Genomic DNA, 22,395 nt, shown 5'->3' on the forward strand with positions numbered 1-22,395 from the left:
GCCGAGCGGCATGCTCGGGCTCGGGATCGTAGGGGCGCTCCGCGTGATGACCCACATGCCCTCCCCGGCCGCAACCCTGCTCTCTGGCACACGACCTATACCTCGTTGGACGAACGCGGAACCCGCCGCGTTCCCCCCGCGCCGATCGTGCGCAATCATGGGGCGCGTGGGACGGCTACCAGGAGGCGGGCTGGCCAAGGGGCTGGCGGTCACGTTGCGGACGATGACGCGGCGGTCTATAACGCGCCAGTACCCCGAAGTGCAACCGGATCTGGCGCCGCGCAGCAGGGGTGTCATCGCGCTGTTCGAGGAGAACTGCACGGTGTGCATGCTGTGCGCCCGTGAGTGTCCCGACTGGTGCATCTACATCGATTCGCACAAGGAGACGCTCCCGGCCGAGGGCGGTGGACGCCCCCGGACGCGCAACGTCCTCGACCGGTTCGCGATCGACTTCGCGCTGTGCATGTACTGCGGCATCTGCATCGAGGTGTGCCCGTTCGACGCGCTGTTCTGGTCGCCGGAGTTCGAGTACGCCGAGTACGACATCGCCGAGCTGACGCACGAGAAGGAACGCCTGCGGGAGTGGATGTGGACCGTCCCGCCGCCGCAGGCGCACGACCCGGCCGCCGAGCCGCCCAAGGAGGTGGCCGCTGCGGAGAAGGCCGCCGCGCGGGCCGCCCGGTCGCCCGGCGCGGGTTCGCCCCGCACGGGTCCGCCCGGCGAGCCGGGCGAGCGCGGATGAGCGGCCAGGAGATCGTGTTCACGCTGCTCGGCGTGGTGGCGGTCGTCTCCGCGATCCTCGTCGTCACGACGCGGCAGCTCGTCCACGCGGCGCTGTGGCTGGTGGTGTCGTTCGGCGCGCTCGCGGGCGGCTACCTCGTCCTCACCGCGGAGTTCGTCGCCTGGGTGCAGGTCCTCATCTACGTCGGCGCCGTCGTGGTGCTGCTGCTGTTCGGGGTCATGCTGACGCGGGCGCCGATCGGGGAGTCCGCCGACCTGGACTCGGGGAACCGGTGGGCCGCGCTGGCCGTCGCCGCCGCCACGGCCGCCGTCCTGGTCACGGTGATGGTCATGGGGTTCGGCGACGCCCGGACGCCGTTGCGCGCGGGCGGCGGATCGGCGGACGAGCTCGGCGGCGCCGTGTTCCGGACGTGGGTGCTGCCGTTCGAGGTCCTGTCGGTGCTGCTGCTCGCCTCGCTGGTCGGCGCGATCGTCCTGTCGCGGTCGGACATCCGGGCCCGCCCGGCCGCGAAGCCCGAAGCCAAGCCGGACGCGAAGCCGGGCGGGAAGGGCGACGCCTGATGCATCTCGCCTACCCGACGGTCGTCGCCGCGCTGCTGTTCTCCGTCGGGGTGTACGGGGTGCTGGCGCGCCGCAACGCGATCCTCGTCCTGATGTCGGTCGAGCTGATGCTGAACGCGGTGAACCTCAACCTCGTCACGTTCGACGTCTGGTACCGGGACCGGCTCCACGGCGGCCAGGTCCTCACGCTGTTCACCATCGTGATCGCCGCGGCGGAGATCGGGCTCGGCCTCGCGATCGTGCTGCTGGTGTTCCGCAACCGGCAGATGATCGACGTCGACCGGCTGCGCGCCCTCGCCGAGGAGGCGCCGGACGCGGCGCCCCGTCCGGCCGAAGGCGGAACCGCGGACCGGGTAGCCGGCGCCGAACCGGCACCCGAGCCCGAGGAGGCGTCGCCGTGATCTGGCTCGCGTCGTTCGTCGCGCTGCCGCCGTTCCTCGCCGCGTTCGCCGGGATGCTGTCCGGCCCGTCCCTGACCCGGCTGCTGCGCGGCGCCCCCGCGGGCTCGCCGCCCGGCGCCGGCTCGCCGCCGCGCAACGGCCCGGCGCTGATCGCGTGCGTGCCGGTCGCGGTGTCGCTCGTCCTGTCGGCGATCGTCGCGGTCGCCGTCTGGCGGGACCCGGGGACGCGCACCGGCGCGCTCACGCTGGTCGACACCGGGTCGGTGCCGATCAGCGTCGGCCTCCAGGTGGACGGCCTGGCCGCGGTCGTCGGCCTCATGGTGTGCTGCGTGGCGCTCGCCGTCCAGGTGTTCTCGGTCGCGTACATGTCCGGGGACCGGCGCTACTCCTCCTACGCCGCGTTCATCTCGCTGTTCACGTCCGCGATGCTGCTGGTCGTCTACTCCGGCGACCTGATCGTCCTGTACGTGGGCTGGGAGGTCATGGGCATCTGCTCGTACTTCCTGATCGGGCACCACTGGGAGGAGCGGTCCAGCTCGCGGGCGGCGGTCAAGGCGTTCCTCGTCACGCGGCTCGGCGACGTCGGCTTCCTCCTCGGCGTGATCGTGCTCGGCGTCGGCGCCGGGACGTTCCAGATCGACCGGATCGTCCGGACGGCCGGCGACCTCCCGCAGTCCACCGTGACGGCGGCCGCGCTGCTGCTCCTCGCCGGTGTCGCGGGCAAGAGCGCCCAGTTCCCGCTGCACACCTGGCTCCCGGACGCGATGGCGGGCCCCACCCCGATCAGCGCCCTCATCCACGCGGCGACGATGGTCGCGGCGGGGATCTACGTCGTGGCGCGCCTGTACGGGGTGTTCCTCGCCGCCCCGACCGCGCTCGCCGTGCTGGGCGTCGTCGCCGTGGTGTCCATGGTCGGTTCGGCGTGCGCGGCCCTCGCCCAGGACGACCTGAAACGCGTCCTGGCGTACTCCACGATCAGCCAGCTCGCCGTCATGGCCGCGGGGCTCGCGGTGGGCGCGGAATCGGCGGCGGTCTTCCACCTGCTCACGCACGCGGCGTTCAAAGCGCTGCTGTTCCTGGCCGCCGGGTGCGTCATCGTGACCGCGGGGTCGAACATGCTCGCCCACTACGGCGGCCTCCGGCGCGGCATGCCCCTCACCTTCTGGTCGATGACCGTGGGTTTCGCCGCCCTCGCCGGTGTCCCGCCGTTCAGCGGATGGTTCAGCAAGGACGCCGTCATAGAGGCCGCCCAGCACGCCGCCCTGCATGGCGGCGAGGTCACATCGGGCGGGATCGCGTGGCTGGTCTATGTCGGATTGCTCGTCACGGTCGTCTTGACGGCCGCCTATGCGATGCGTGCGTGGTTGATGACGTTCTTCGGTGAGCGGCGCGGAACCTACGAAGTCCGCGATCCGGCACGGATCCTGACGTGGACCGTGGTGGCGCTGGCCGTCCCCGCCGCGATCCTCGGATTCTTCGGCCTCGGTGCTCCGGAACTGCGGCCCCAAGTCGGGGCCTCGCTGCTCAGCGTCCTGCTGCTCGCCGTGGGCGCGGGCGGGGCGTTCCTTGCCTGGAACCGCGACCCGGCGTTGGATCCCGCGCGCGCGCTCGGGCCCGTCCGTACCGTCTTCGCGCGGGCCTTCTTCGTGGACGAGCTCTATGCGGTGGTCATCGTCCGGCCCGTCCAGGCTCTGGCACGTCACGTCGTCCAGTTCGACCAGCGCCGCGTGGACGCCACCGTCCTCGGCACCGGACGGGCCGCGGCCCGGCTCGGCGGCCTGGTCAGATTCGTCCAGAACGGGAACCCGCAGACCTACCTCACCGGCCTGCTCGCCGGTGTCGCCCTCATCGCGGCCGCGGTGGTGATCTTCCAGTGATCTTCGTGCTGATGATGGCGATCCCGCTGCTCGGGGCGCTGGCGATGCTCGTCCCGGCGAACCGGTTCCTGCGCACCGGCTTCGCCGTCCGCGCCTTCGGGACGGCCGTGTCCGCCGCGACCCTCCTCGTCGCGATCTCGGCCATGACGGCGTTCGACTTCGGCGACACGTCCCGCATGCAGCTGGAGGTCGACCGGGCCTGGGCGCCCGCCATCGGCCTGCGGTTCCACCTCGGCGTCGACGGGATCTCGCTGCCGCTCGTCGTGCTGACCGCCCTCCTGACGTTCCTGTGCTTCCTCTACACGCTGCGGCACCCCCCGGAAGGCGGCCGGATCCGGCTGCTGACCGCGCTGCTGCTCGTCCTGGAGGTCGGGATGCTCGGCACCTTCGTCGCGCTCGACCTCGTGCTGTTCTTCGTGTTCTTCGAGACCGTCCTGGTCCCCATGTACGTGGTGATCATGCTGTGGGGCGGGACGGGACGCCGCGCAGCCGCCACGAAGTTCATCCTCTACACGCTCCTCGGCTCCGGGCTCCTGCTCGCCGGGATGCTGCTCGTCGGCGCCGAGGCCGGCACGCTCGACATGACCGACCTCGCCGCCCGGCACGGGTCCGGCCTCTCGCACGGCCTCCAGGTCACGGCGTTCGCGCTGATGGGGATCGGTTTCGCGGTCAAGGCGCCGATGTGGCCGCTGCACACCTGGCTGCCGGACGCGCACACCGAGGCCCCCACCGTCGGGTCCGTCCTGCTGGCCGGGGTGCTGCTGAAAATGGGCACCTACGGCCTCGTCCGCGTCGCGCTCCCGCTCGCCCCGGACGGCGCGCGGGTCTGGGCGCCGTGGCTCGGCCTCCTCGCCGTCATCGGGATCGTCTACGGCGCGCTCGCCTGCCTCGCCCAGCGCGACCTCAAACGGATGATCGCCTACTCGTCCGTCGGGCACATGGGGTTCGTCCTGCTCGGCATCGCGACCCTCACGCCCGTCGGCGTCAACGCCGCCCTGTTCGGCAACATCGCGCACGGCCTGATCACCGGCCTGCTGTTCTTCCTCGCCGGCGCGGTCAAGGAACGCTGGGGCACCGCCGACATGAACGCCCTCGGCGGCGGCATGCTCAGCACGTCCCCGCGGCTGGCCTCCATCCTGACCTTCGCGGCCGTGGCGTCCCTCGGGCTCCCCGGCCTCGCCGGGTTCTGGGGAGAGGTGCTCGCGCTGATCGGCGCGTACCGGCCGCACGCCGACCTGCCCCGCGAGACGTTCGTGACGTTCATGGCCGTCGCCGCGCTCGGCACCGTCCTCACCGCCGCCTACTTCCTGCGGATGCTCGCCAGGCTCACCCACGGGCCGTCCGACGGCGTCGCCGTCCCCCGCGGACCGGTCGCGCGGGTCTCCCTCCAGGAGTACGCCGCCTGGGTGCCGCTGATCGCGCTGACGCTGCTGGTCGGCCTCTGGCCGAAGACCCTGCTGGACGTGACCACGGGTCCGGTCCGCGCGCTGTTCGGAGGCGGCTGATGATCCAGGACATCGACTACGCGGCGGTCGCGCCGCCCCTGATCCTCGCCGTCGCCGCGATCGTGCTGCTGCTCGCCGACGCCTTCGACGCGCCCCGCCGCGTCCTGTCCCTGCTGTCCGGCGGGTCGCTCGCCGCCGCGCTCGCCGCCGTGGTCGCGCTCGCCGCCGGGGACCGCCGCGCCACCTTCTGCCTGCCGGACGGCCTGCGCTCCGGCGGCCCCGCCTCCTGCTCCTACGTCGCCGACGACTTCACCCTGCTGTTCCAGGGGATCATCCTCGGCGCCGCCGTCATCGTCGTGCTGCTGTCCCTCCAGGAGATCACCGACTCGAAGATCCCGGTGGGGGAGTACCACTTCCTGCTGCTCGCCGCCGTCATCGGCGCCCTCACCCTGGTCGCGGCCCGCGACCTCATCCTCCTGGTCGTCGCCCTGGAGACCCTCTCCCTGCCGGTGTTCGCGCTGTCCGCGCTGCGCCGCTACGACGGGACGTCCTCCGAGGCCGCGCTGAAACTGTTCCTCGTCTCCGTCGTGTCCACCGCGGTCATGCTGTTCGGCATCAGCCTCGTGTACGGCGCGACCGGCGCCATGCACCTGGACCGGATCGCGCCCGCCCTCGCCCGGCTGCCCGCCGACCTCGACCCCGTCGCCGCGCTGGGCTCCGTGCTCGTCCTCGCCGGGTTCGCGTTCAAGGTCGCCGCCGTCCCGTTCCACTTCTGGGCCCCGGACGTCTACCAGGGCTCCCCGCTGCCCGTCGCCGCGTTCCTCGCCGTCGTCTCCAAGGCCGCCGGATTCGCCGGGCTCGCGATCGTCCTCGCCCTGGGCCTGCCCGCCTACGGGCACGTGTGGGGCCCCGTCGTCGCCGTCCTGGCCGCGCTCACCATGACCCTCGGGAACCTCGCCGCGCTCCGCCAGCGGACCGCGATCCGCCTGCTCGCCTGGTCGTCGGTGGCCCAGTCCGGCTACATGCTCGCGCCCCTCGCGGTCGGCTCGCACCGCCTCCCCGAGGCCGTCGCCGCCACCACCGCCTACGTCGCCCTCTACGCCGTCATGAACATCGGCGCGTTCGCCGTCGTGATCGGCTTTCACCGCCGCGGCACCACGAAACGCTGGGACACCCTCGACGACTACCGCGGCCTCGCCCACCGCGGCCCCGCCGTCGCCACCGCCCTCGCCTTCTTCCTCATCTGCCTCGCCGGCCTGCCCCCCGGCGTCATGGGGCTGTTCGCGAAGGTCGTCGTGTTCCGCGCCACACTCGCCGGCGGCGTCACCTGGCTCGCCGTCATCATGGCGATCAACACGGTGATCGGCCTCTACTACTACCTCGCGTGGGCGGTCCGCCTCTTCACCCCGTCCGCCACCAGCGAGGACTACGACGCGGCGCCCGGCCTCGGCGTCCGCGTCGCCATCACCGCGGCGGCCGCCGGCGCGATCGTGCTGTCGGCCGCGCCGCAGATCGTCCTGCGGACGATCGCGCTGGCCACCTGACTGGGGAAACGTTTGGGAACGTTCCCCCAGGTCAAACCGTTGATGTTCATGCCGGAGTCGACGGGGAGGCAACGCAGGTGCAGTTCAACGGCGTCAAGACGGCAGCATTGATCGCTGCGCTGTCGGCACTGATGCTGGTCGCCGGCTGGACGTTCGGCGGCGGGGCCGGCCTGACGATCGCGCTGGTCATCGCCCTCGGAACCAACGGCGTCGCGTACTTCTTCAGCGACCGGATCGCGCTGCGCTCGATGCGCGCCCACCCGGTCGGCGAGGTCGAGGCGCCGCTGCTCTACCGGCTCGTCCGGGAGCTGTCGACCTCCGCCCGCCAGCCCATGCCGCGCCTGTACGTCTCCGAGACCCGACAGCCCAACGCGTTCGCGACCGGCCGCAACCCGCGCAACGCCGCCGTCTGCTGCACCCGCGGCATCCTCCAGATGCTGGACGAGCGCGAACTGCGCGCCGTCCTCGGCCACGAACTGTCCCACGTCTACAACCGCGACATCCTCATCTCGTCCGTCGCCGCCGCGATCGCCACCGTCATCACCTACCTGTCCCACCTGGCGATCTTCCTGCCGATCGGGCGCTCCGAGGACGACGACGGCCCCGGCATCCTCGGAGCCCTCCTCATGCTGATCCTCGGCCCGGTCGCGGCCGCGGTCGTCCAGATGGCCATCAGCCGGACCCGCGAGTACTCCGCCGACGCCGCCGGCGCCCGCCTCACCGGCGACCCGCTGGCCCTGGCCTCGGCCCTCCGCAAGATCGACGCCGGCACCCGCGCGCTCCCCCTGCCGCAGGACCCCGAGCTCGCCACCACCAGCTCCCTGATGATCGCCAACCCGTTCCAGGGCGCCGGCATCGGCAAGCTGTTCTCCACCCACCCCCCGACCGCCGACCGCATCGCCCGCCTGGAACGCATGGCCGGCCGCCGCTAGATTCGACCGAACCACTCCGGACGCCGCCGCGTCATAACACACAAGAGCGCGCCGGCCACTTCTGCGGGGGATGGGGCCGGCGCGCTCCCCTCGTCCTACCGGTAGTTGATGAACTGCAGCGCGACCTCGAGGTCCTTGCCCTTCAGCAAAGCGATGATCTGCTGGAGGTCGTCCTTCTTCTTCGAGCTGACGCGCAGCTCGTCCCCCTGGATCTGGGCCTTCACACCCTTCGGCCCCTCATCCCGGATGATCTTGCCGATCTTCTTCGCGTCCTCCTGGGCGATGCCCTCCTTCAGGCCCACGCCCAGCTTGTACACCTTGCCCGACAGCTTCGGCTCACCCGCGTCGATCGCCTTCAACGAGATCCCCCGCTTGACGAGCTTGTCCTTCAGCACGTCCAGCACGGCGTTCGCCCGCTCCTCGGTGTTCGCCTGGATCTCGATCGACTCCCCGGACCACTTGATCCCCGCGTCCACGTTCCGGAAGTCGAACCGGGTCGCCACCTCCTTGGCGGCCTGGTTCACCGCGTTGTCGACCTCCTGCCGGTCGAGCTTCGACACGATGTCAAACGACGAGTCGGCCATCGCCCACACATCCCCTCAGCAGCAGCATCACGATCTACAGAGCGTATCGACTCCCCACGCCCCGCACGCCCCGCCTCGATGTCACACCCACCCCGACGGTCCGCTATCCTTTCCAGCGAAACACCACGGCGGGTTGCCCGAGTGGCCAATGGGAGCGGACTGTAAATCCGTCGGCTTAGCCTACGCAGGTTCGAACCCTGCACCCGCCACCACCACGTAGAATGGCCCCTGACCAGCTAGAACGCTGTCAGGGGCCGTTCTCGTTGTTTCCCGGTGGCTCCCCACTCCTACCGGCCATCGCCGGGTGTTCGCGGAACAGTCACGGAACACGGCCGGGGCGTCCGAGCGCCCTCTAGTCGACGTCCTCGACCGCGTTGTCGCCCGGACCCGTGTGAGGAGGCACCTTCGGCTTCCACTGCGAGCAGTAGGTGTGGAGCGAGTCGAAACGCCCGGTGTAGGCCGCGTACAGCTTGGCGTTCCGCACGCGGAGGATGTTCTCGTCCTGCTGGCGCAGTGCCTGGACGGTGAGGTTGTGGCTGCCCACGTACAGGCCGGACGACGTGCCCTTACTGATCTGCATGAACTTCTCGTGCATCCACGAGATGTTGTTCACCGGCCCGCAGTACCTGACGCCGCCCTCGATGTAGGAGCTGTACGCGAGCTTGTTGACCGCCGCGTAGATCAGCTCCGCCCCACCGTCCTCATAGGCGATGTCCCCGGTGAGCACTCGGACCGTACAGCCGCGCTTCCCAGCATCGATGAGCGCGTTGGCCACCGCCATCCGGACGACCCTGACGTTCGCCACGTTGATGACGTCGTCGCTGGCACTGCGCGAGCACCTCGCCGCCTTCACGTCCGCCACGACCGGATCGTTGGACGCACTCGTGCGTGCTTTCCCGGCGGCCTCTCTCCGAGGGAACGTGTAGACCTGATACTTCCCGCCGGACGGCTTGTACACGTGACTCGATCCGTAGTTGTCGAGCCGCCCCGACCTGTTCGCGAGACGGTACATGTCGTCGAAATATCTGCTGTAGAACCTGTACAGCCCGGCGTCCCGCACCGTGACGGCACTTTCGTACGAGGTCCACTCGTGCAGATTGGCGGACGCCACGTAAACGACGTTCCGCGCGACGCCTCCCCCCTTCTTCGCGACCTTGTCGATCGTCATGAACTTGTTGTGCATGCGCGAGTAGTTGTCGCCGACCTTCCGGTTGGCGGCGCATCCGCGAGTGGATATGTAGCGCCCGCTCTGCTTCGGGAACCCGCCGGCGCCGTCCGTGACCCGCTGCCCGCAGGTCCGCACCGCACCGGGCGAGCCGGCGAACGCCGCCGTCAGCTCCTGGTACTGCGGCATGCCGATCTCGCTGCCGTTGATGACGACCCTGACCTTGACGCCCCGCCCCTTCGCCCTGCTGAGAGAGGTCACGATCTTGCTCTGGCTGAAGTAGTACAGCGGGAGCCGGATCGTCGCCCCCCTCGGCGCGGCGTCGATGAGGGCCTTGGCGTGATCGGAGATCACCGTGTTGTCGTCCTCGGTGAACTTCACATAGTCGTCCACCTGATCGAGAGCGATGGGAATCGCCTCATTCGGCGGATCGGCGTGCACCGGACCGGCCGGGAGCGCGGCACTCGCGAAAGCGAGCGCACTGAGAGCGACGGGCACCTTGAGGGGGAGCTTGCTGGACATCTTCAGCCTTCCGGTAGGGATCCGAGCCTCGCTGTTGGATGCCTTCTGACCGATGTCACATCCGCTGTCTTGCCAGTGAGGCTAAAAACCCTCCGAACCCTCAACCAGGGCCCTAGGGCCCTAGGACCGCACAGCGGGGACCCCAACCCGAACACCTCATGCCCAAACACCAGCGCTGCCACTGAGCCATCTGGCACAGGACAGCCAGAACGCCCCCGCGCAGCTCACCGGTGTCGATGACCTCGCCGGTCCTCTCCGGTCGTCCTGGCGGGCATCGCACTCCTAGCTAGTCGTCGTCCTTGAGAGCGTCCTCGATACGGCCGTTCCACATGTGCTCGTGGCCGTCGATGCACCCGGCGTAGACCTGTAGCAGCACGTCGACGCCGTTGACCGGCGCCGCGTGGTGATGTGGCCTGGTTCCAGGGCGCACAGGGGCGAGGTGCGGTCGGTCGCTCATGGTCTTGCTGCGTGGCTTTGTGATCGGCGCTTGGACCGCGCGTGGTATCGGTGCGTGCTTGGGGTCTGGGCCTGCGGCCTTGTCGCATCGTTGGACCGGTGACGAAGGGGGCCGGCACGGTGGGCCTGGGGCCTGGGGCCTGGGGCCTGGGGCCTGGGGCCTGGGGCCTGGTCGGCTGGACGGTCTGGCGTGGTCATGCCGGACCGTCCCATGGTCAGCGAGCCATGGCTTGAGCTTGCTGATGCTTCTTCGATGGTTCTCTATGGGGTGACCGAGTGGTCGTCGGTCCTTGGTCGAGGGCTTGCGGATGCCCTGCGTGGCGGTGCCCGCCGGGAGAAGTTCTCCTTCGCGAGCTCGGCGCGGAGGGTCTCGTATGCGCTGAAGATGATCATCCCGCCCAGCATGTGGATCACGTCTGGGAGGAGCTCCCGGAGCAGCTAGTCGGCCAGCTTTGCAGCCGTCGGGCTCTCGGGGGCCATCTTGGCCAGGGACAGGAGGACCTCCAGCTTGTCTGCGGCAGCGGGGGACGGGCCGGGAAGGTTTCGAGTCAGGGATCTCCCTTGAGGAACGCGACACCCAAGGCCTTCGCGGGGTTCCGAAGTGGCTACGTCGCGGTTCGAGTGCCTCATCGGTTTCGTCGTCCCACTCTCGGCGGCTCGGGACGACGGTCGCCGGGGCGAGCCATGGCGGCCGGATCCAGTGCAGTTCGGTGTGCTGGCGAGTCCAGGTCGCGTTAGATCATGAGTGGGCGCCGGATTCTCTGACCGAGCGGCAGCCGCCGGCTGGCTCCAGCGGTCGCGCCGGGCGTTTGGCGGGCCGGTTCTCGGCTGGGGCCGCTCGGTGTGCGGGCGTGCTGCCTGGCAGGACGTGAGATTCACGAGGGTCGGTCTTGTGACGCCACAATGTGGCCATGGATGCAGGAGTCGCCGCTCTTCTTGGTGCCGCTGTTGGCTCTTTCAGCACTCTGGGTGCAGCTGTCGTGAACGGTAGGACACAAGCACGAACACAACGCGCCCAATGGCGCCGTCAGTATCGACGCGATGCCTATGCCGCTTACCTCGGTGCTCTCCATGACCGCGATATCGCCATGGACGCGATACTCAAGGCCCTGCAGGCGGCTTCTCCCGACCTGGCCGAGGTGGATCGGACAGTGCAGCACTTCATCACCCTGGCTCGTGATGTCCACCGCGCCGCAGAAGTCGTCATCATTGAAGGTCCTCCATCCATCGTGGAGGCGATCGACCGCATCGCCGAGGCTTCCAGCGGCCTATCCGAGGTCATGCAGCGGATGGTGAAGGATGCTCACGCAGCAGACACCAGCGAGAGGATGGAGCACGCCGCTACCGCCTCAGTGAGAGAGCGACGGCTCTACCGGGCTGTCAGTGAGTTTCGTGTCCAAGCTCGCGGCGTACTTGGTAATGCCGACTGACAGGTCATGCAGGTTGCTCGGGGGCGGGCTGGATGGGCGTGGGGCTCTCTTCGACCCTGCGCCGTTGAGGATGGCGGCCGGATTCTGGCAGGCAGGGCGTCCTTCGGTGTCACGGGTGCCGAGTTAGCGGGTCGGGTGGCTCGGGGATGGGCGCCGTCCAGGTGGGGCAGTGCCAGAGTTTGAAAGCTGTTCGGCTATCGGTGCGAGGGCGTGAACGTGGTCAGTGCTGGTGCTTGGGTGTCCGCGGAGGTGGGGGCACGGGATGATCTGGCGCGTGTCAGACAGTGGGCTTCTTGAGAGGCTCGGCTGGCGTGCGTATGACCCCGCCAAGCGGTTGGACGAGGCGTGCGTTTTTGGTGCACGGCTCGCGCTGAGTGCCTAGGCGGTACAGGAGGCCGTGAAGCGGAGAGGCGGGCGGAGGAGGTGGTTCTGCCTGCTGGAGTCCACGAGGCGGTGCAGTTCTTCGAGGACGTCCCTCGTGAGGCTCCCATCCTCCTGTGACGAGGTCGCAGGTCAGGGCTGTTGAACAGCAGATGGGCCGCCGGTTGCCAGGGTTGCTGAGGCGCAATCCACCGAGGTAGCCAACGGGGGGTCGGTCCGAGGTACGCGATGCTGGGGATAGTTCGCAGTGGTCCACAGGACGAACGCGGCATCACTGCCGTTGAGGAATGCCTGCCGAAGCCGGAACTCAATAGGGGCTGCGGTGCTTCCCGTTCAGGTACAGTGCGCTCCTGGCGGGCCTTGGAAAGGTGGGCGGTCCATGAAGAGCAGGAGCCCTCAGGAGAAGAAGCGGCTCAGCTATGCCAAGGACCGTCGCAATGCCTATGCGGAGAATGACAAGAGTTCCAGGAACGCTGTTCGGCTGAACAAGCGGTTTCCTAATCGTGCCAACCGCCATCGCCTTCATCAGCTTCTTCAGGAGGCGGCGGGCAGTCCCGACGTGGCGAAGGCGGTTGAGGTTGAGGAGCGTCTGGCACGTCGGAGGCCGAAGACGTGGCGCAAGGAGCCCGGTCTGCCGTTGGGGGACTGGGTCGAGAGCAGGTTGCAGCGGCGTCTCCGGTCGGAAGGTGACGGTCAGGCCGATGAGCGACGTCTGGCCCGGGTTCGGCGGCGTGGCCGGCGGGGCAGGCTCCGCACTCTCCCCACCGCACGTGTCGCGGTCGGGGGCACTGTTGAGCGGCGCTGGTAGCGCGCATTGCTCATGCGGGGGAGGGGCGGCGCCCGGGCTCTGTTCGGCACGAGATCATGAGCGGGTGACGGGTCTTTCCGTGCGCTGCGGGAGGTGGCGGTGAGCTCTGGGTGGACGCTGGTGGGCGACCCGGACGGGTTCGTCGTGGGCGAGGAGTTCCTACTGGGACGGGCTGCGACCAATCTTTCCTTGCTGATCGCGCTGTCCGCCGTCCGCCGTTCGGGGGGCGGGGCGCCTCCATTGTTCGGCTGGTGGACGGGCCCCGAGGGGACGGTCGGGGGCGCGTTCGTTCGTCCGTCTTTTGGTCCGCTGCTTCTCGGTGACATGCCGGTGGAAGCCGCCGCTGCGCTGCCCGGGTATCTGGACGGCGCGCCCCACGCGTGGGAGGGCCGCAGCGATGTCGTCGAGGCGTTCGCGTCGGAGTGCCCTGGGCGGCCGGTCGGCCACCGATCGCGGCTGCACCGGCTGGAGACGCTCCAGCCGTACTCGACGCCGGACGGTTTCCCGAGGCCGGCGACGTCGGCGGACCACGATCTGCTGGACCGCTGGTACGAGGCCGTCACCCGGGGACACGGCTCGCCTGGCGCGGTGGCGGGCCGCCTCGCTTCCGGTGACCTGCACCTTTGGGAGACCGATGGCCGCGTGGTGGCGGTGGCCGGACACGGGCCCCGGTTCGGCTCGGTGGTGCGCCTCGACCCGATCTACACCGCGTACGAGCATCGGGGGAACGGCTACGCGACCGCCCTGGTGGCCGCCGTCACCGGCTCGCTGCTGGCCGCCGGCGCGACGGAGGTCGTGCACGTCACGACCCCTGCGAACCCCGCCGTCTATCAACGTCTCGGCTTCCAACCTGTCGCCGACTACGTGACGTACTCCCGCTCCGCCTGACGCAAGATCGAGGTCATCTTTCCGGAGAATCGAATTCCGCAGTTGATTAATTGATTTCCCGTAATCTGTCGTCTACTTGCAGTAGTCGTCGACGGGGGTGAGTGCAATGGGGAGGACGCGGTATTCGGGAAGGCGATCGGGGCCTGGGCGGTCTCGTCGGCGGAGGCTCGGCGCGTCGAGTGCCACTCTGCCGGCGGCGGTGATCACTGCGACGGCCGTCGTCTCCGGGGCCCTGATCAATGGCCACTCCGGTTCGAGGAGTCCTCGACGGCCGGAAGTGCTCCCGAGCACTGAGAGCCCGTCATCCACGCCTGTGGGGTCGCCCGTGACGCCGCCTCCGTCGCGCAAGGCCCGTCCCAAAGCCGGCTGTGTGTGGCGGGGGGACGGTAAATGCTCGGCCTCAGTCACCTCGAATCCCACGGGAGGCGCCCGAGGGGACTGCCAGGGGTCGGGAGGGCAAGGGAGCGGCGGCTGCTCGGCCACAGTCGAATGACCGTCGGGCAGATGAATTCGACTTTGGTGCCTTCGGCGTGCCCTGTGCCGGCCGGCCGATACGGCGCTTCGGCTTTTTCTCCGTAAGGGGTCGATCGGCTCGGACGCCTGGGGAGTTGGGTCGAGTCGCCTTCGGTGGCAGCGAGCCGGTCCGAGCCTCTTGTGCTTGCTACTCGGCGCCGATCCCGGACTGTCCAGATTGCGGGCCTCAGTCCCGTGAGCAACGACAAACCGAGGAACGGAGCAGAACGATGGCGAAAGACGGCAAGATCACCCGGCGCGAGCTGGGCCTGGCTGCGGCTGCGGGCGTCATCCTTGCGGTGACCCGAGACTGCGACGGCGACGACCAGCGCGGTCCCGGCGGCACGGAGGAGACTCCCGACTCCGGCCAGAACACCCAACAGCAGCCGACCAACTGATCGGTGACGCTCCCGGGCCGGGGCCCCTCTCTGAGAGGGGCCCCGGCCCTCCCTTCGTTCCGCAGGGTGGCCCGTCGCTTCGTCTCGCGGCGATTCTCCCGCCGTACCGATCCCTGACGGCGTCAGGGGCCGAAAGCCTGGCGGAGGTCGGGGGCCGACTGCAGGACGATCAGGGTGCCGATGGTGATGAAGGCGATCGGGACGAGCCAGCGCCCGTGCTGGTCGAGGAGGTCGATGACCTTCTTGTGCGAGCCGAGCCAGGACGCGGCCAGGCACCACAGGGCCACGCCGGCGGCGAAGACCGCGACGGTGACGAGGGTGGACTCCGGGCCGATGGCGCGGAAGACCGGGGTGTAGGCCGAGATGTTGTCGGCGCCGTTGGCGATCGTCACGCCGGCGATCGGAAGCAGGCCCGAGGCCACCGCGGGCGGGCTGTCGTGGCCGCGGGAACGGACGGCCGCGACGACGCCGCGGATTCCCAAAGCCAGCGGGACCAGGCCGAGCAGGCCGACCCACGCGTCCGGGACGATCGTCAGGCCCAGTGCGGCGACCACCGAGACGAGGACCAGGGCGGCGATGCCCGTGTACTGGCCCGCCCAGATCTGCCAGGGCCTGGGGGAGCCGGTCGCGCGTCCGGAAAGGAAGAGCACCGTCAGGACGATGAGGTCGTCGACGTTCGTCGCCGCGAACATGCCGCACGCCGCCGTGATCGTGCCAGCGATTCCGTCCACCCGCCGGAACCTACCGGAGGGGAGCGGAGGCCGGGGAGGCCCCGGCCTCCACCGTCAGCCCCTGCGCGCCGGGAGGATGCGCTTCACCGCGAGGCCCGCGGAGACCAGGGTGAAGAGCGCGAGGCCGAGCCAGAGGGCCTGCATGCCGAGCCAGGGGGACGCGGCGGCGGCGCCGCCGAAGCCGGCGGCCACCCCGCCGATCGGGGGATTGTTGTACATGGATCACCATTTCCTTTCTTTGCGCCAGGCGGCCTGCCAGAACGCACGCGCCTGGACGATCTGGAGGAACACGTCGAAGACCATCTCGACGACGATGGTGGCGGCGATCGCCATCTGCGCCGGGCCGCGCCGGCGGACGGTCACCACCCGCTCCACCATGAAGATCACTGTGATGCCGGCCCACAGCGGGCTGAACTGGATCCCGCCGAGCCAGATCACCGAGTAGGTGAGCGAGAGCAGGTAGGCGCTGATCACCAGGATGCCGACGAGGGAGAGCAGCTGCCGCCCCCAGTAGGGGCGGGTGACGGGCGTCCAGCCGTAGTCGACGAGGTTCTCCAGCGCGCCGCGCTTCCAGCGGAGCCTCTGCTGGGCCAGTTCGCGCCACGTCGGCATCACCTCGGTGGTGAGCGTGCACTCCTTGGGGCAGAGGATGCGGAAGCCGAGGTGGAGGATCGCGAGGGTCAGCTCGTTGTCCTCGGTCAGGACGCGGACGTCGTAGACGTGCGGCAGGCCTGGGAGGCGCCGGTCCCGGCGTGCGGCGATCACTTCCTGGAGCGTGGCGGCCCGGAAAATCGTGGCGGTGCCGGTGAGGACGAGGGCCTTGCCCTGCAGCCGCCGGACGTCGCGGGCGTAGCGCGCGTACTCGTTGCGCTGGAACATGCCGACGGCGCCGCCGCCCGGCTTGCCGGTGAAAGTGCCGCCGACGGCGGCGTACCGGCCGGTGGCGAGGTGGTCGACGCCGTGCCGGATGAACCCGGGGTCGAGCGCCGAGTCGGCGTCCATCACCATGATCGCGTCGTCCGGGCCGAAGATCGGCAGTAGCCGGTCCAGGACCTGGTTCAGCGCGCCCGCCTTCTTGTGCCTGTTGCCGCGGGTGCCGACGATCTCGACGCCGCACAGCTGCGCGAACGCGGCGGTGGCGTCGGTGCAGTTGTCGGCGATCACGATGATGTGGTCCGGGGGGCGCTCCTGGCGGCGCAGCGAGGCGATCGTCTCGGTGATCTGCTTGGCCTCGTTGTGCGCCGGGATCAGGACGGTCACGCGCATCGCGTCCGCGCGCACGGCCGGCAGGTCACGCTTCCCGTCGCGCTTGACGTCGCGCTTCTGCGGCACGGGCGGTGCCGGAACGGGCGGCTGCCGGACGCGGGTGGACGGGCGCGGGCGCTGGGGCGGGGGTTGCGGTGGGGCCGAGGGGCGCCGCACCGGCGGGGGCATGAGCGCGGCCGCCGTCCGGTCGGGGACGGTGACGGTCGGGGACGGGGCGTGGTGGGGGGCCGGGCCTCCCCACGCCGCCGAGGACGCCAGGTGTCCTGAGCCGGGCGCCCGCCGGACCGGTGACGTTCCGCCGAGGGGTGCCGGGTGGGCCGTGCGGGGGAGACGGTGCCGGCCCTGGCGGGGGCGGGGTCCGTCGGGGGTTCCGGAGGCGGGACGCATGTCAGCGGGTCCCTTCGGTGCGCACGAGGTGGCCGAAGGCGATGACGTTGTCGACGTAGTGGCCGGTGGCGCGGTCGAACCGCCCGCCGCAGGTGATCAGGCGGATCGCCGCGTAGCCGGGGTCGGAGTAGATGCGGCGGGTGGGGAAGCGGTCCTTGCCGAACCTCTCGACGGAGTCGACCCGGAAGACGGCGGTGCGGCCGTCGGCGCGCAGGACGCTCGCCCGGTCGCCGGGGCGCAGCTCTCCGAGCCGGTAGAACACGGCCGGGCCGTGCGCCGAGTCCACATGTCCGATGATCACGGCCGCGCCCCGGCTGCCGGGCGCGGCGCCGAGGCGGTACCAGCCGGCCTCCTGCGCGCGGCTCAGCGGGGGCGTCTCGACGGTCCGATCCGGGTTCTTCGCCAGTTTCATGAGCGATGTCCGGACGTCGATCCGCGGCACTTCGAGGCGGAGCGGCGCCGCGGGTTTCAGGGCCGCCGCGGTGGCGGGCTCGGCCGGACGGGACGCGTCGGGCGACGGCATCGGCGGAGCGGCGGTCGCCGGGTCCGCGCGGAAGGCATGGAAGGCCAGGAACGCGGCCACGAGCAGGGCGGACGCGCCCACGACGACGGCGGCGAGGACACGCGCGCGTTGACTGCGAGGCGTCACGGGGGTCGCTCTCCTTCGCCGCTCGGTGGTGGGGGCGCCACGGATCGCGGCGATGCTCGAACGGTAATGGGCCACAGTTAACGATTGGGGCTTGAAGACGGTGAAGTCGCAGATGAACGGCCTGTGACAGTTGAGGTGACTTGTTCCATTGGGGAGTCATTGGTCCTGTCAAGCAGCCCGTCCGCACCGGCTGCCGCAGACCAGGGGGCCGCTTGAGAGCTCCGGCATGCGCTTCTTGACCTGCGAAGACGTTGATCTGGACGGTGGTGGACGGTCGCCGGTGCGGGCGCGCAAGCGCGCCCGGATGGCCATGAAGCGGATACAAAGATCGCTGTCCGAAAGTGGCCCATCTCTCAGCCGAAAAATGACCTTCGCAGGTCACAGGACTGGAGCCATGGCCTACTCGCCGTGCCCGAAAACGTGCGTGCGGCTCGGGCCATGCTCGGCGGCGGGCCGAGCGTGACCGTCCCACTGGCGACCACTTCAGGACGCGGGGCGGGGGAATTGGTCTAGCGGCCCGCGGAGGGCTGTTCAGCGGGTAGACCTGCATCCGTGCAGGTGAGTTATGTGAGTGTGGCGACGCCGGGACGGGAGAACGAGGACTTCGTGGCGGCCGGGCCCGGATGGGTGGTGCTGCTGGACGGCGCGACGGCGCCGCAGGGGGTGGACAGCGGGTGCCGGCACGATCCGGCGTGGCTGGTGCGCAGGCTCGGCGGTCGGATCGCGGCGCTGCTGGCGCTGGAGGACGGCAAGCCGCTGCCCGACCTGGTCGCCGAGGCGATCAAAGTGACCGGGGAGGCGCACACCGACACGTGCGACCTGGAGAATCCGGACAGCCCGTCCGCGACCGTGTCGCTGCTGCGCCGCCGCGGCGCGGCCGTGGAGTGGTACGTCCTCGCCGACTCGCCGATCGTGGTGGACGTCGGCGAGATCAGGGTCTTCCGGGACGACCGGGTCGACCATCTGCCGAGCTACACCCTGGAGGGCGTCCGGCGGTCGCGCAACAGCCCCGGCGGGTTCTGGGTGGCGAGCACCAGGCCGGAGGCCGCGTACGAGGGGCTGACCGGGGAGGTGCCGGTCGAGGGGCTGCGGAGGGCGGCGGTGCTGAGCGACGGCGCGTCCAGGCTCGTGGAGCGGTTCGGCCGGATGGAGTGGGGCGGCTTGCTCCGGCTCCTTGAGGAGGAGGGTCCGCGGGAACTGGTCAGGAGGACCCGGGCCGCGGAGGCGGAGGCGCCCGCGGCCCGCGGGAAGAGGTACGACGACGCCACCGCCGTCTTCGTCCGCTTCGACCCCTGACCGCGGCCCGACCCGCCTTTCACGCGTCGGGGCCGCCCTGCGTCAGCGCGTCGGGGCCTTGATGTGCGGCCACCAGGCGTCCAGGTCCTCCGGCAGGTGCATGCCGTCCAGGCGGAGGGTGGCGGGCATGAGGGGGAAGCGCCGTCCGGCGGGGAACGTGCGCTCGTAGGACGGCGGATCGATCACGACGACGCGGGTGCCGTTCACGACCGGGATGTCGGCCGGGACGCCCTCGTTCCAGATCGGTTCGCCGTGCGCGTCGACGAGGTTCCACGGGCTGGAGATGATCGGGCGCCCGGGCGGGGTGTCGGCGTTCAGGAAGCAGGCGATGATCTCGGGGGCGGGACGGTCGCCGGTCAGCCCGCCGGGACGCCCGATGAGCGCGCCCCCGAGCAGGACGTGCAGCTGGAAGTTGTCGCCGATCCCGCCGATGGTGACCGTCCAGCCCTTGCGGCTCGCGCGGTCGAGGACGAGGAGGCGCTCGCCGTCCAGGACGCGCAGCAGCGCCTGGTAGTGCTCCATCTGCCCGAGGTACTGGGCGGCCTGCCCGGCGGCGAAGGCGAGGAAGTCGCGCTCGGCGAGGCCCGCCCGCACCGAGGGGCCCATCTGCAGGACGGTGCAGCCCGCCATCGTGAACTGCGGCAGCGCGAACCACGACATCATCGCGGTCACGGCGCCGTCCCCGAGGTGCGGCGCGACGGTGTCGAAGACCTGCTGGGAGGGCTGCTCCTCCTGCATGTCCGGGGGCGGCTTGCCGCCGGCGGCCTGGTCCCACGCGTTCGCGAACGCCAGCGCGGCGGCGGTGACCTCGGAGAGGCGGTGGACGAGGGGCCCGCCGACGGGGGCGGGGTCGGCGCCGTTCTCGACCCAGGCGCCGGAGACGATGGCGAGCCAGCCGCCGAGGTTCGGGGGCGCCTCGGCGATGCCCTCCGCGAGGCGGGGCATCGCGGCGTTCATCTCGGCGGGCGAGGCCGTCTGGAACACCTGCATGAGCTGCGGGAGGAGGTCGCCGAAGGAGCGGTCCTCGACCACCGCGGCCCGGACGATCTGATCGACGAGATGCTGGAGCGACATAATCGATCACCTTGGCATATCGGGTGCGCCGGGAGGGAACCCGCGGCACGATCCTGGAATCTGATTCTAGAATGACGTCATGGAGCCACAGGATCTCGCCGACGTGCTCAGGGCCGTCCGCAGCTTCGTCCGCGACCAGGTCGTCCCGTGCGAGGAGGAGATCGAGGAGACCGACGCGATCCCGGAGCGGCTGCGGCGCACGTCCCGCGACATGGGCCTGTTCGGGTACGCGCTGCCCGAGGAGTACGGCGGGCTCGGCCTCTCGCTGAGCGAGGAGGTGCGGCTGGTCTTCGAGCTCGGCTACGCCAGCCCCGCGTTCCGCTCCATGTTCGGCACCAGCAACGGCATCGCCGGGCAGGTCCTGGTGAACGCCGGAACGGCGGCGCAGAAGGACGCCTGGCTGCCGAGGCTCGCGTCCGGCGAGGTCGTCGGGGCGTTCGCGCTCACCGAGTCCGAGGCCGGGTCCGACCCGAGCGCGCTGACCACGACCGCGGCCCGCGACGGCGACGCCTACGTCATCGACGGCGCCAAGCGGTTCATCACCAACGCGCCCGAGGCCGACGTCTTCATGGTCTTCGCCAGGACGGGCGGCCCCGGCTCGCGCGGCATCTCCACCTTCCTCGTGGAGAAGGGCACGGACGGCCTGCGCGTCGGCCCGCCCGACGAGAAGATGGGCCAGCGCGGAGCCCACACGGCCGAGGTCTTCTTCGACGGCGTGCGCGTCCCCGCCGACGCCATGGTCGGGACGGAGGGGACGGGCTTCCGCACCGCGATGGCGTCGCTCGCCCATGGGCGGGTCAGCATCGCCGCCGTCTGCGTGGGTCTCGCCCAAAGGATCCTGGACGAGACGGTCGCGTACGCGAAGGAACGCAGCCAGGGCGGCAAGACGATCGGCGAATACCAGCTCGTCCAGGGGCTCATCGCCGATTCGCAGACCGAGCTGTACGCGGGACGCTCGATGGTCCTGGAAGCGGCTCGCGCCTACGACGCGGGCGAGGACACCAAGCTCGGCCCGTCCTGCGCCAAGTACTACTGCTCGGAGATGGTCGGACGGGTCGCCGACCGCGCCGTCCAGGTCTACGGGGGCATGGGCTACATGCGCGGTGTCGCCGTCGAGCGCTTCTACCGCGACGTCCGTCTCTTCCGCATCTATGAGGGGACGAGCCAGATCCAGCAGCTCGTCATCGCCCGCAACCTGCTGCGCTGACCAGCGCGGACACCGGCACGGGAATCCGGTTCGCACCACGCGCCCTAGCCGTGTATGGTTTCACTGCGCGAACGACGCAGGCCCCTTTAGCTCAGTCGGCAGAGCGTCTCCATGGTAAGGAGAAGGTCTACGGTTCGATTCCGTAAAGGGGCTCACGGCACACCGGCCGCCATCCGCATTCCGGAGGGCGGCCTTCGTCGTCCCGGGGCACGGCCGCCGCCGTCCCCGCGGCGCCGACCGCCCTGATTCGCTCCATACCTGGCCCTGTGGTACCGTCCCACCGGTTCCAGCAGGACGTTTCGCAGCTCATCGGCGCACCCGGTAACCTGGGAGACGGTCCCGCGGAGCCCGCGGAACCGGTTCCCCGATCTTCATCCGGGTTCTCGTGTTCCCAGGGCTCGGTGCGCATCCGGTATCCTGGCAATCCGGTCCACACCGACCATCACGGCGGGGTAGCTCAGTCAGGCAGAGCAAGCGGCTCATAATCGCTGTGTCGCCGGTTCAAGTCCGGCCCTCGCTACTACCCAGGTCTCTCACCCCCCGACGGGGGTGAGCAGGCTGGGTCGAATCGCCGGCCGTCCCCTGGGGCGGCCGAGGTCCGAAAGTCCATGTCCCTAGCTCAGAAAGGCACTCCATCGTGGCTGCCACCGACGTCCGGCCGAAGATCACGCTGGCCTGCCAGGAGTGCAAGCACCGCAACTACATCACGCGGAAGAACCGGCGCAACGACCCGGACCGCCTGGAGATCAAGAAGTACTGCCCCAACTGCCGGACGCACCGTCCGCACCGGGAGACCCGCTGACCGAGGTCCCGGACGGAGAAGTACTGCCCTGACCGCAGGGCCAGGACCCACCGTCCACATCGGGACGCCCGTCGGCCACGGACCCACGGTCCCATGCCCGGGAGACCCGGCCACGGTGCGAGTCCGCTCCGCAGCGCAGACTTCTTCGCACGCTTGCCACTGACACGCATCAGCCCGTTCTCGCAGTGATACCGGCGAGGGCGGGCTGAACGTCGTCCTGGTGCCGTCCTGTCGACGGCCCGGCAGCGGACCATCACACCGAGTCAGGTCCCGAGGACCGGTCGGCGGTTCAGCCGCCGACCGATCCCCAGGCGGGTTCACCCGGTCACTTCCCAGG

21 protein-coding genes and 3 tRNA genes are annotated in these 22,395 nt (G+C 70.1%); 16 read left to right on the forward strand and 8 right to left on the reverse strand.

The annotated features are described in order from the left end of the window. Positions 1-157 precede the first annotated feature (157 nt). The 7 genes from AB0C84_RS21175 to htpX all read left to right on the forward strand — a co-directional run bounded on the left by AB0C84_RS21175 (position 158) and on the right by htpX (position 7,501). A complete protein-coding gene (locus AB0C84_RS21175; RefSeq protein WP_361068796.1) occupies positions 158-742 on the forward strand; it encodes an NADH-quinone oxidoreductase subunit I in 585 nt (194 codons plus the stop codon). Further along, positions 739-1,302 (forward strand): NADH-quinone oxidoreductase subunit J, encoded by a 564-nt coding sequence (locus tag AB0C84_RS21180; RefSeq protein ID WP_361068800.1) that lies wholly within the window; start codon positions 739-741, stop codon positions 1,300-1,302. Before AB0C84_RS21175 ends, AB0C84_RS21180 begins: the two co-directional genes overlap by 4 nt. Then, positions 1,302-1,703 carry an NADH-quinone oxidoreductase subunit NuoK gene (gene nuoK / locus AB0C84_RS21185; protein ID WP_361068803.1) on the forward strand — a complete coding sequence of 134 codons (402 nt, stop codon included), beginning with the start codon at positions 1,302-1,304 and terminating at the stop codon, positions 1,701-1,703. The genes AB0C84_RS21180 and nuoK overlap by 1 nt, the downstream gene beginning before the upstream one ends. Further along, on the forward strand, positions 1,700-3,580 hold the full coding sequence (locus AB0C84_RS21190) for an NADH-quinone oxidoreductase subunit L (protein WP_361068806.1): 1,881 nt from the start codon (positions 1,700-1,702) through the stop codon (positions 3,578-3,580). The genes nuoK and AB0C84_RS21190 overlap by 4 nt, the downstream gene beginning before the upstream one ends. Beyond that, a complete protein-coding gene (locus tag AB0C84_RS21195) occupies positions 3,577-5,085 on the forward strand; it encodes an NADH-quinone oxidoreductase subunit M (protein WP_361068809.1) in 1,509 nt (502 codons plus the stop codon). The genes AB0C84_RS21190 and AB0C84_RS21195 overlap by 4 nt, the downstream gene beginning before the upstream one ends. After that, on the forward strand, positions 5,085-6,569 hold the full coding sequence (locus AB0C84_RS21200) for an NADH-quinone oxidoreductase subunit N (RefSeq protein ID WP_361068812.1): 1,485 nt from the start codon (positions 5,085-5,087) through the stop codon (positions 6,567-6,569). Before AB0C84_RS21195 ends, AB0C84_RS21200 begins: the two co-directional genes overlap by 1 nt. Positions 6,570-6,646: 77 nt before the next feature. Continuing rightward, positions 6,647-7,501 (forward strand): zinc metalloprotease HtpX, encoded by an 855-nt coding sequence (gene htpX / locus AB0C84_RS21205; protein WP_179845864.1) that lies wholly within the window; start codon positions 6,647-6,649, stop codon positions 7,499-7,501. 95 nt (positions 7,502-7,596) lie between these two features. Here the strand turns inward: htpX and AB0C84_RS21210 are convergent, their stop codons facing one another. Beyond that, on the reverse strand, positions 7,597-8,085 hold the full coding sequence (locus AB0C84_RS21210; RefSeq protein ID WP_179845865.1) for a YajQ family cyclic di-GMP-binding protein: 489 nt from the start codon (positions 8,083-8,085) through the stop codon (positions 7,597-7,599). 127 nt (positions 8,086-8,212) lie between these two features. Between AB0C84_RS21210 and AB0C84_RS21215 the strand changes: the two genes are divergently transcribed. After that, positions 8,213-8,297 (forward strand) — tRNA-Tyr (locus AB0C84_RS21215). 140 nt (positions 8,298-8,437) lie between these two features. On the opposite strand, the gene AB0C84_RS21220 is transcribed toward AB0C84_RS21215, so the two are convergent. Both AB0C84_RS21220 and AB0C84_RS21225 read right to left on the reverse strand, forming a co-directional pair. Further along, complete coding sequence (locus AB0C84_RS21220; protein WP_361068817.1) at positions 8,438-9,643, reverse strand: phospholipase D-like domain-containing protein; 1,206 nt, start codon at positions 9,641-9,643, stop codon at positions 8,438-8,440. A 415-nt stretch (positions 9,644-10,058) separates the two neighbouring features. Further along, a complete protein-coding gene (locus AB0C84_RS21225) occupies positions 10,059-10,229 on the reverse strand; it encodes a hypothetical protein (protein WP_361068820.1) in 171 nt (56 codons plus the stop codon). Between the two features lie 910 nt (positions 10,230-11,139). Here AB0C84_RS21225 and AB0C84_RS21230 point away from each other — a divergent pair. The 3 genes from AB0C84_RS21230 to AB0C84_RS21240 all read left to right on the forward strand — a co-directional run bounded on the left by AB0C84_RS21230 (position 11,140) and on the right by AB0C84_RS21240 (position 14,646). Then, positions 11,140-11,658 (forward strand): hypothetical protein, encoded by a 519-nt coding sequence (locus AB0C84_RS21230; protein WP_361068823.1) that lies wholly within the window; start codon positions 11,140-11,142, stop codon positions 11,656-11,658. A 1,288-nt stretch (positions 11,659-12,946) separates the two neighbouring features. After that, positions 12,947-13,735, forward strand: a complete 789-nt coding sequence (locus tag AB0C84_RS21235) for a GNAT family N-acetyltransferase (RefSeq protein WP_361068826.1) — start codon at positions 12,947-12,949, stop codon at positions 13,733-13,735. A gap of 743 nt (positions 13,736-14,478) precedes the next feature. Next, complete coding sequence (locus tag AB0C84_RS21240) at positions 14,479-14,646, forward strand: hypothetical protein (RefSeq protein ID WP_258943688.1); 168 nt, start codon at positions 14,479-14,481, stop codon at positions 14,644-14,646. Positions 14,647-14,768: 122 nt separating this feature from the next. On the opposite strand, the gene AB0C84_RS21245 is transcribed toward AB0C84_RS21240, so the two are convergent. The 4 genes from AB0C84_RS21245 to AB0C84_RS21260 are packed head-to-tail and all read right to left on the reverse strand — an operon-like array spanning position 14,769 to position 17,679. Beyond that, complete coding sequence (locus AB0C84_RS21245) at positions 14,769-15,377, reverse strand: cadmium resistance transporter (RefSeq protein ID WP_361068830.1); 609 nt, start codon at positions 15,375-15,377, stop codon at positions 14,769-14,771. A 54-nt stretch (positions 15,378-15,431) separates the two neighbouring features. Next, on the reverse strand, positions 15,432-15,596 hold the full coding sequence (locus tag AB0C84_RS21250) for a hypothetical protein (RefSeq protein WP_179845884.1): 165 nt from the start codon (positions 15,594-15,596) through the stop codon (positions 15,432-15,434). A gap of 3 nt (positions 15,597-15,599) precedes the next feature. Then, entirely contained in the window at positions 15,600-17,030 is a 1,431-nt protein-coding gene (locus AB0C84_RS21255) for a glycosyltransferase family 2 protein (RefSeq protein ID WP_361068834.1), read from the reverse strand. A 1-nt stretch (position 17,031) separates the two neighbouring features. After that, a complete protein-coding gene (locus tag AB0C84_RS21260) occupies positions 17,032-17,679 on the reverse strand; it encodes a class F sortase (protein WP_361068837.1) in 648 nt (215 codons plus the stop codon). A 567-nt stretch (positions 17,680-18,246) separates the two neighbouring features. Between AB0C84_RS21260 and AB0C84_RS21265 the strand changes: the two genes are divergently transcribed. After that, positions 18,247-18,975, forward strand: coding sequence for a hypothetical protein (locus tag AB0C84_RS21265; RefSeq protein ID WP_361068841.1), 729 nt, complete (start codon positions 18,247-18,249; stop codon positions 18,973-18,975). Positions 18,976-19,017: 42 nt separating this feature from the next. Here AB0C84_RS21265 and AB0C84_RS21270 read toward each other — a convergent pair whose 3' ends face one another. Continuing rightward, positions 19,018-20,049, reverse strand: a complete 1,032-nt coding sequence (locus AB0C84_RS21270) for a hypothetical protein (protein WP_179845886.1) — start codon at positions 20,047-20,049, stop codon at positions 19,018-19,020. A 79-nt stretch (positions 20,050-20,128) separates the two neighbouring features. On the opposite strand from AB0C84_RS21270, the gene AB0C84_RS21275 reads away from it, so the two are divergent. From AB0C84_RS21275 to rpmG, 4 genes are all read left to right on the forward strand, one after another. Continuing rightward, entirely contained in the window at positions 20,129-21,256 is a 1,128-nt protein-coding gene (locus tag AB0C84_RS21275; protein ID WP_361068845.1) for an acyl-CoA dehydrogenase family protein, read from the forward strand. Between the two features lie 80 nt (positions 21,257-21,336). Continuing rightward, positions 21,337-21,409, forward strand: a tRNA-Thr gene (locus tag AB0C84_RS21280). 293 nt (positions 21,410-21,702) lie between these two features. Continuing rightward, a tRNA-Met gene (locus tag AB0C84_RS21285) sits at positions 21,703-21,776 on the forward strand. A 117-nt stretch (positions 21,777-21,893) separates the two neighbouring features. Next, positions 21,894-22,058: a 50S ribosomal protein L33 gene (gene rpmG / locus AB0C84_RS21290; protein WP_026404241.1), complete on the forward strand. Its 165-nt coding sequence runs from the start codon at positions 21,894-21,896 to the stop codon at positions 22,056-22,058. Positions 22,059-22,395: the final 337 nt, after the last annotated feature.

Source organism: Actinomadura sp. NPDC048955 (genome assembly GCF_040649435.1).
GTDB lineage: Bacteria > Actinomycetota > Actinomycetes > Streptosporangiales > Streptosporangiaceae > Spirillospora > Spirillospora luteofluorescens.

Excerpts from the sequence above, each read along its gene's own strand:
- AB0C84_RS21175 (WP_361068796.1), top strand. The coding sequence starts at position 158 with ATGGGGCGCGTGGGACGGCTACCAGGAGGCGGGCTGGCCAAGGGGCTG.
- AB0C84_RS21180 (WP_361068800.1), top strand. The coding sequence starts at position 739 with ATGAGCGGCCAGGAGATCGTGTTCACGCTGCTCGGCGTGGTGGCGGTC.
- nuoK (WP_361068803.1), top strand. The coding sequence starts at position 1,302 with ATGCATCTCGCCTACCCGACGGTCGTCGCCGCGCTGCTGTTCTCCGTC.
- AB0C84_RS21200 (WP_361068812.1), top strand. The coding sequence starts at position 5,085 with ATGATCCAGGACATCGACTACGCGGCGGTCGCGCCGCCCCTGATCCTC.
- AB0C84_RS21210 (WP_179845865.1), bottom strand. The coding sequence starts at position 8,085 with ATGGCCGACTCGTCGTTTGACATCGTGTCGAAGCTCGACCGGCAGGAG.
- AB0C84_RS21225 (WP_361068820.1), bottom strand. The coding sequence starts at position 10,229 with ATGAGCGACCGACCGCACCTCGCCCCTGTGCGCCCTGGAACCAGGCCA.
- AB0C84_RS21230 (WP_361068823.1), top strand. The coding sequence starts at position 11,140 with ATGGATGCAGGAGTCGCCGCTCTTCTTGGTGCCGCTGTTGGCTCTTTC.
- AB0C84_RS21240 (WP_258943688.1), top strand. The coding sequence starts at position 14,479 with ATGGCGAAAGACGGCAAGATCACCCGGCGCGAGCTGGGCCTGGCTGCG.
- AB0C84_RS21250 (WP_179845884.1), bottom strand. The coding sequence starts at position 15,596 with ATGTACAACAATCCCCCGATCGGCGGGGTGGCCGCCGGCTTCGGCGGC.
- AB0C84_RS21255 (WP_361068834.1), bottom strand. The coding sequence starts at position 17,030 with ATGCGTCCCGCCTCCGGAACCCCCGACGGACCCCGCCCCCGCCAGGGC.
- AB0C84_RS21270 (WP_179845886.1), bottom strand. The coding sequence starts at position 20,049 with ATGTCGCTCCAGCATCTCGTCGATCAGATCGTCCGGGCCGCGGTGGTC.
- AB0C84_RS21275 (WP_361068845.1), top strand. The coding sequence starts at position 20,129 with ATGGAGCCACAGGATCTCGCCGACGTGCTCAGGGCCGTCCGCAGCTTC.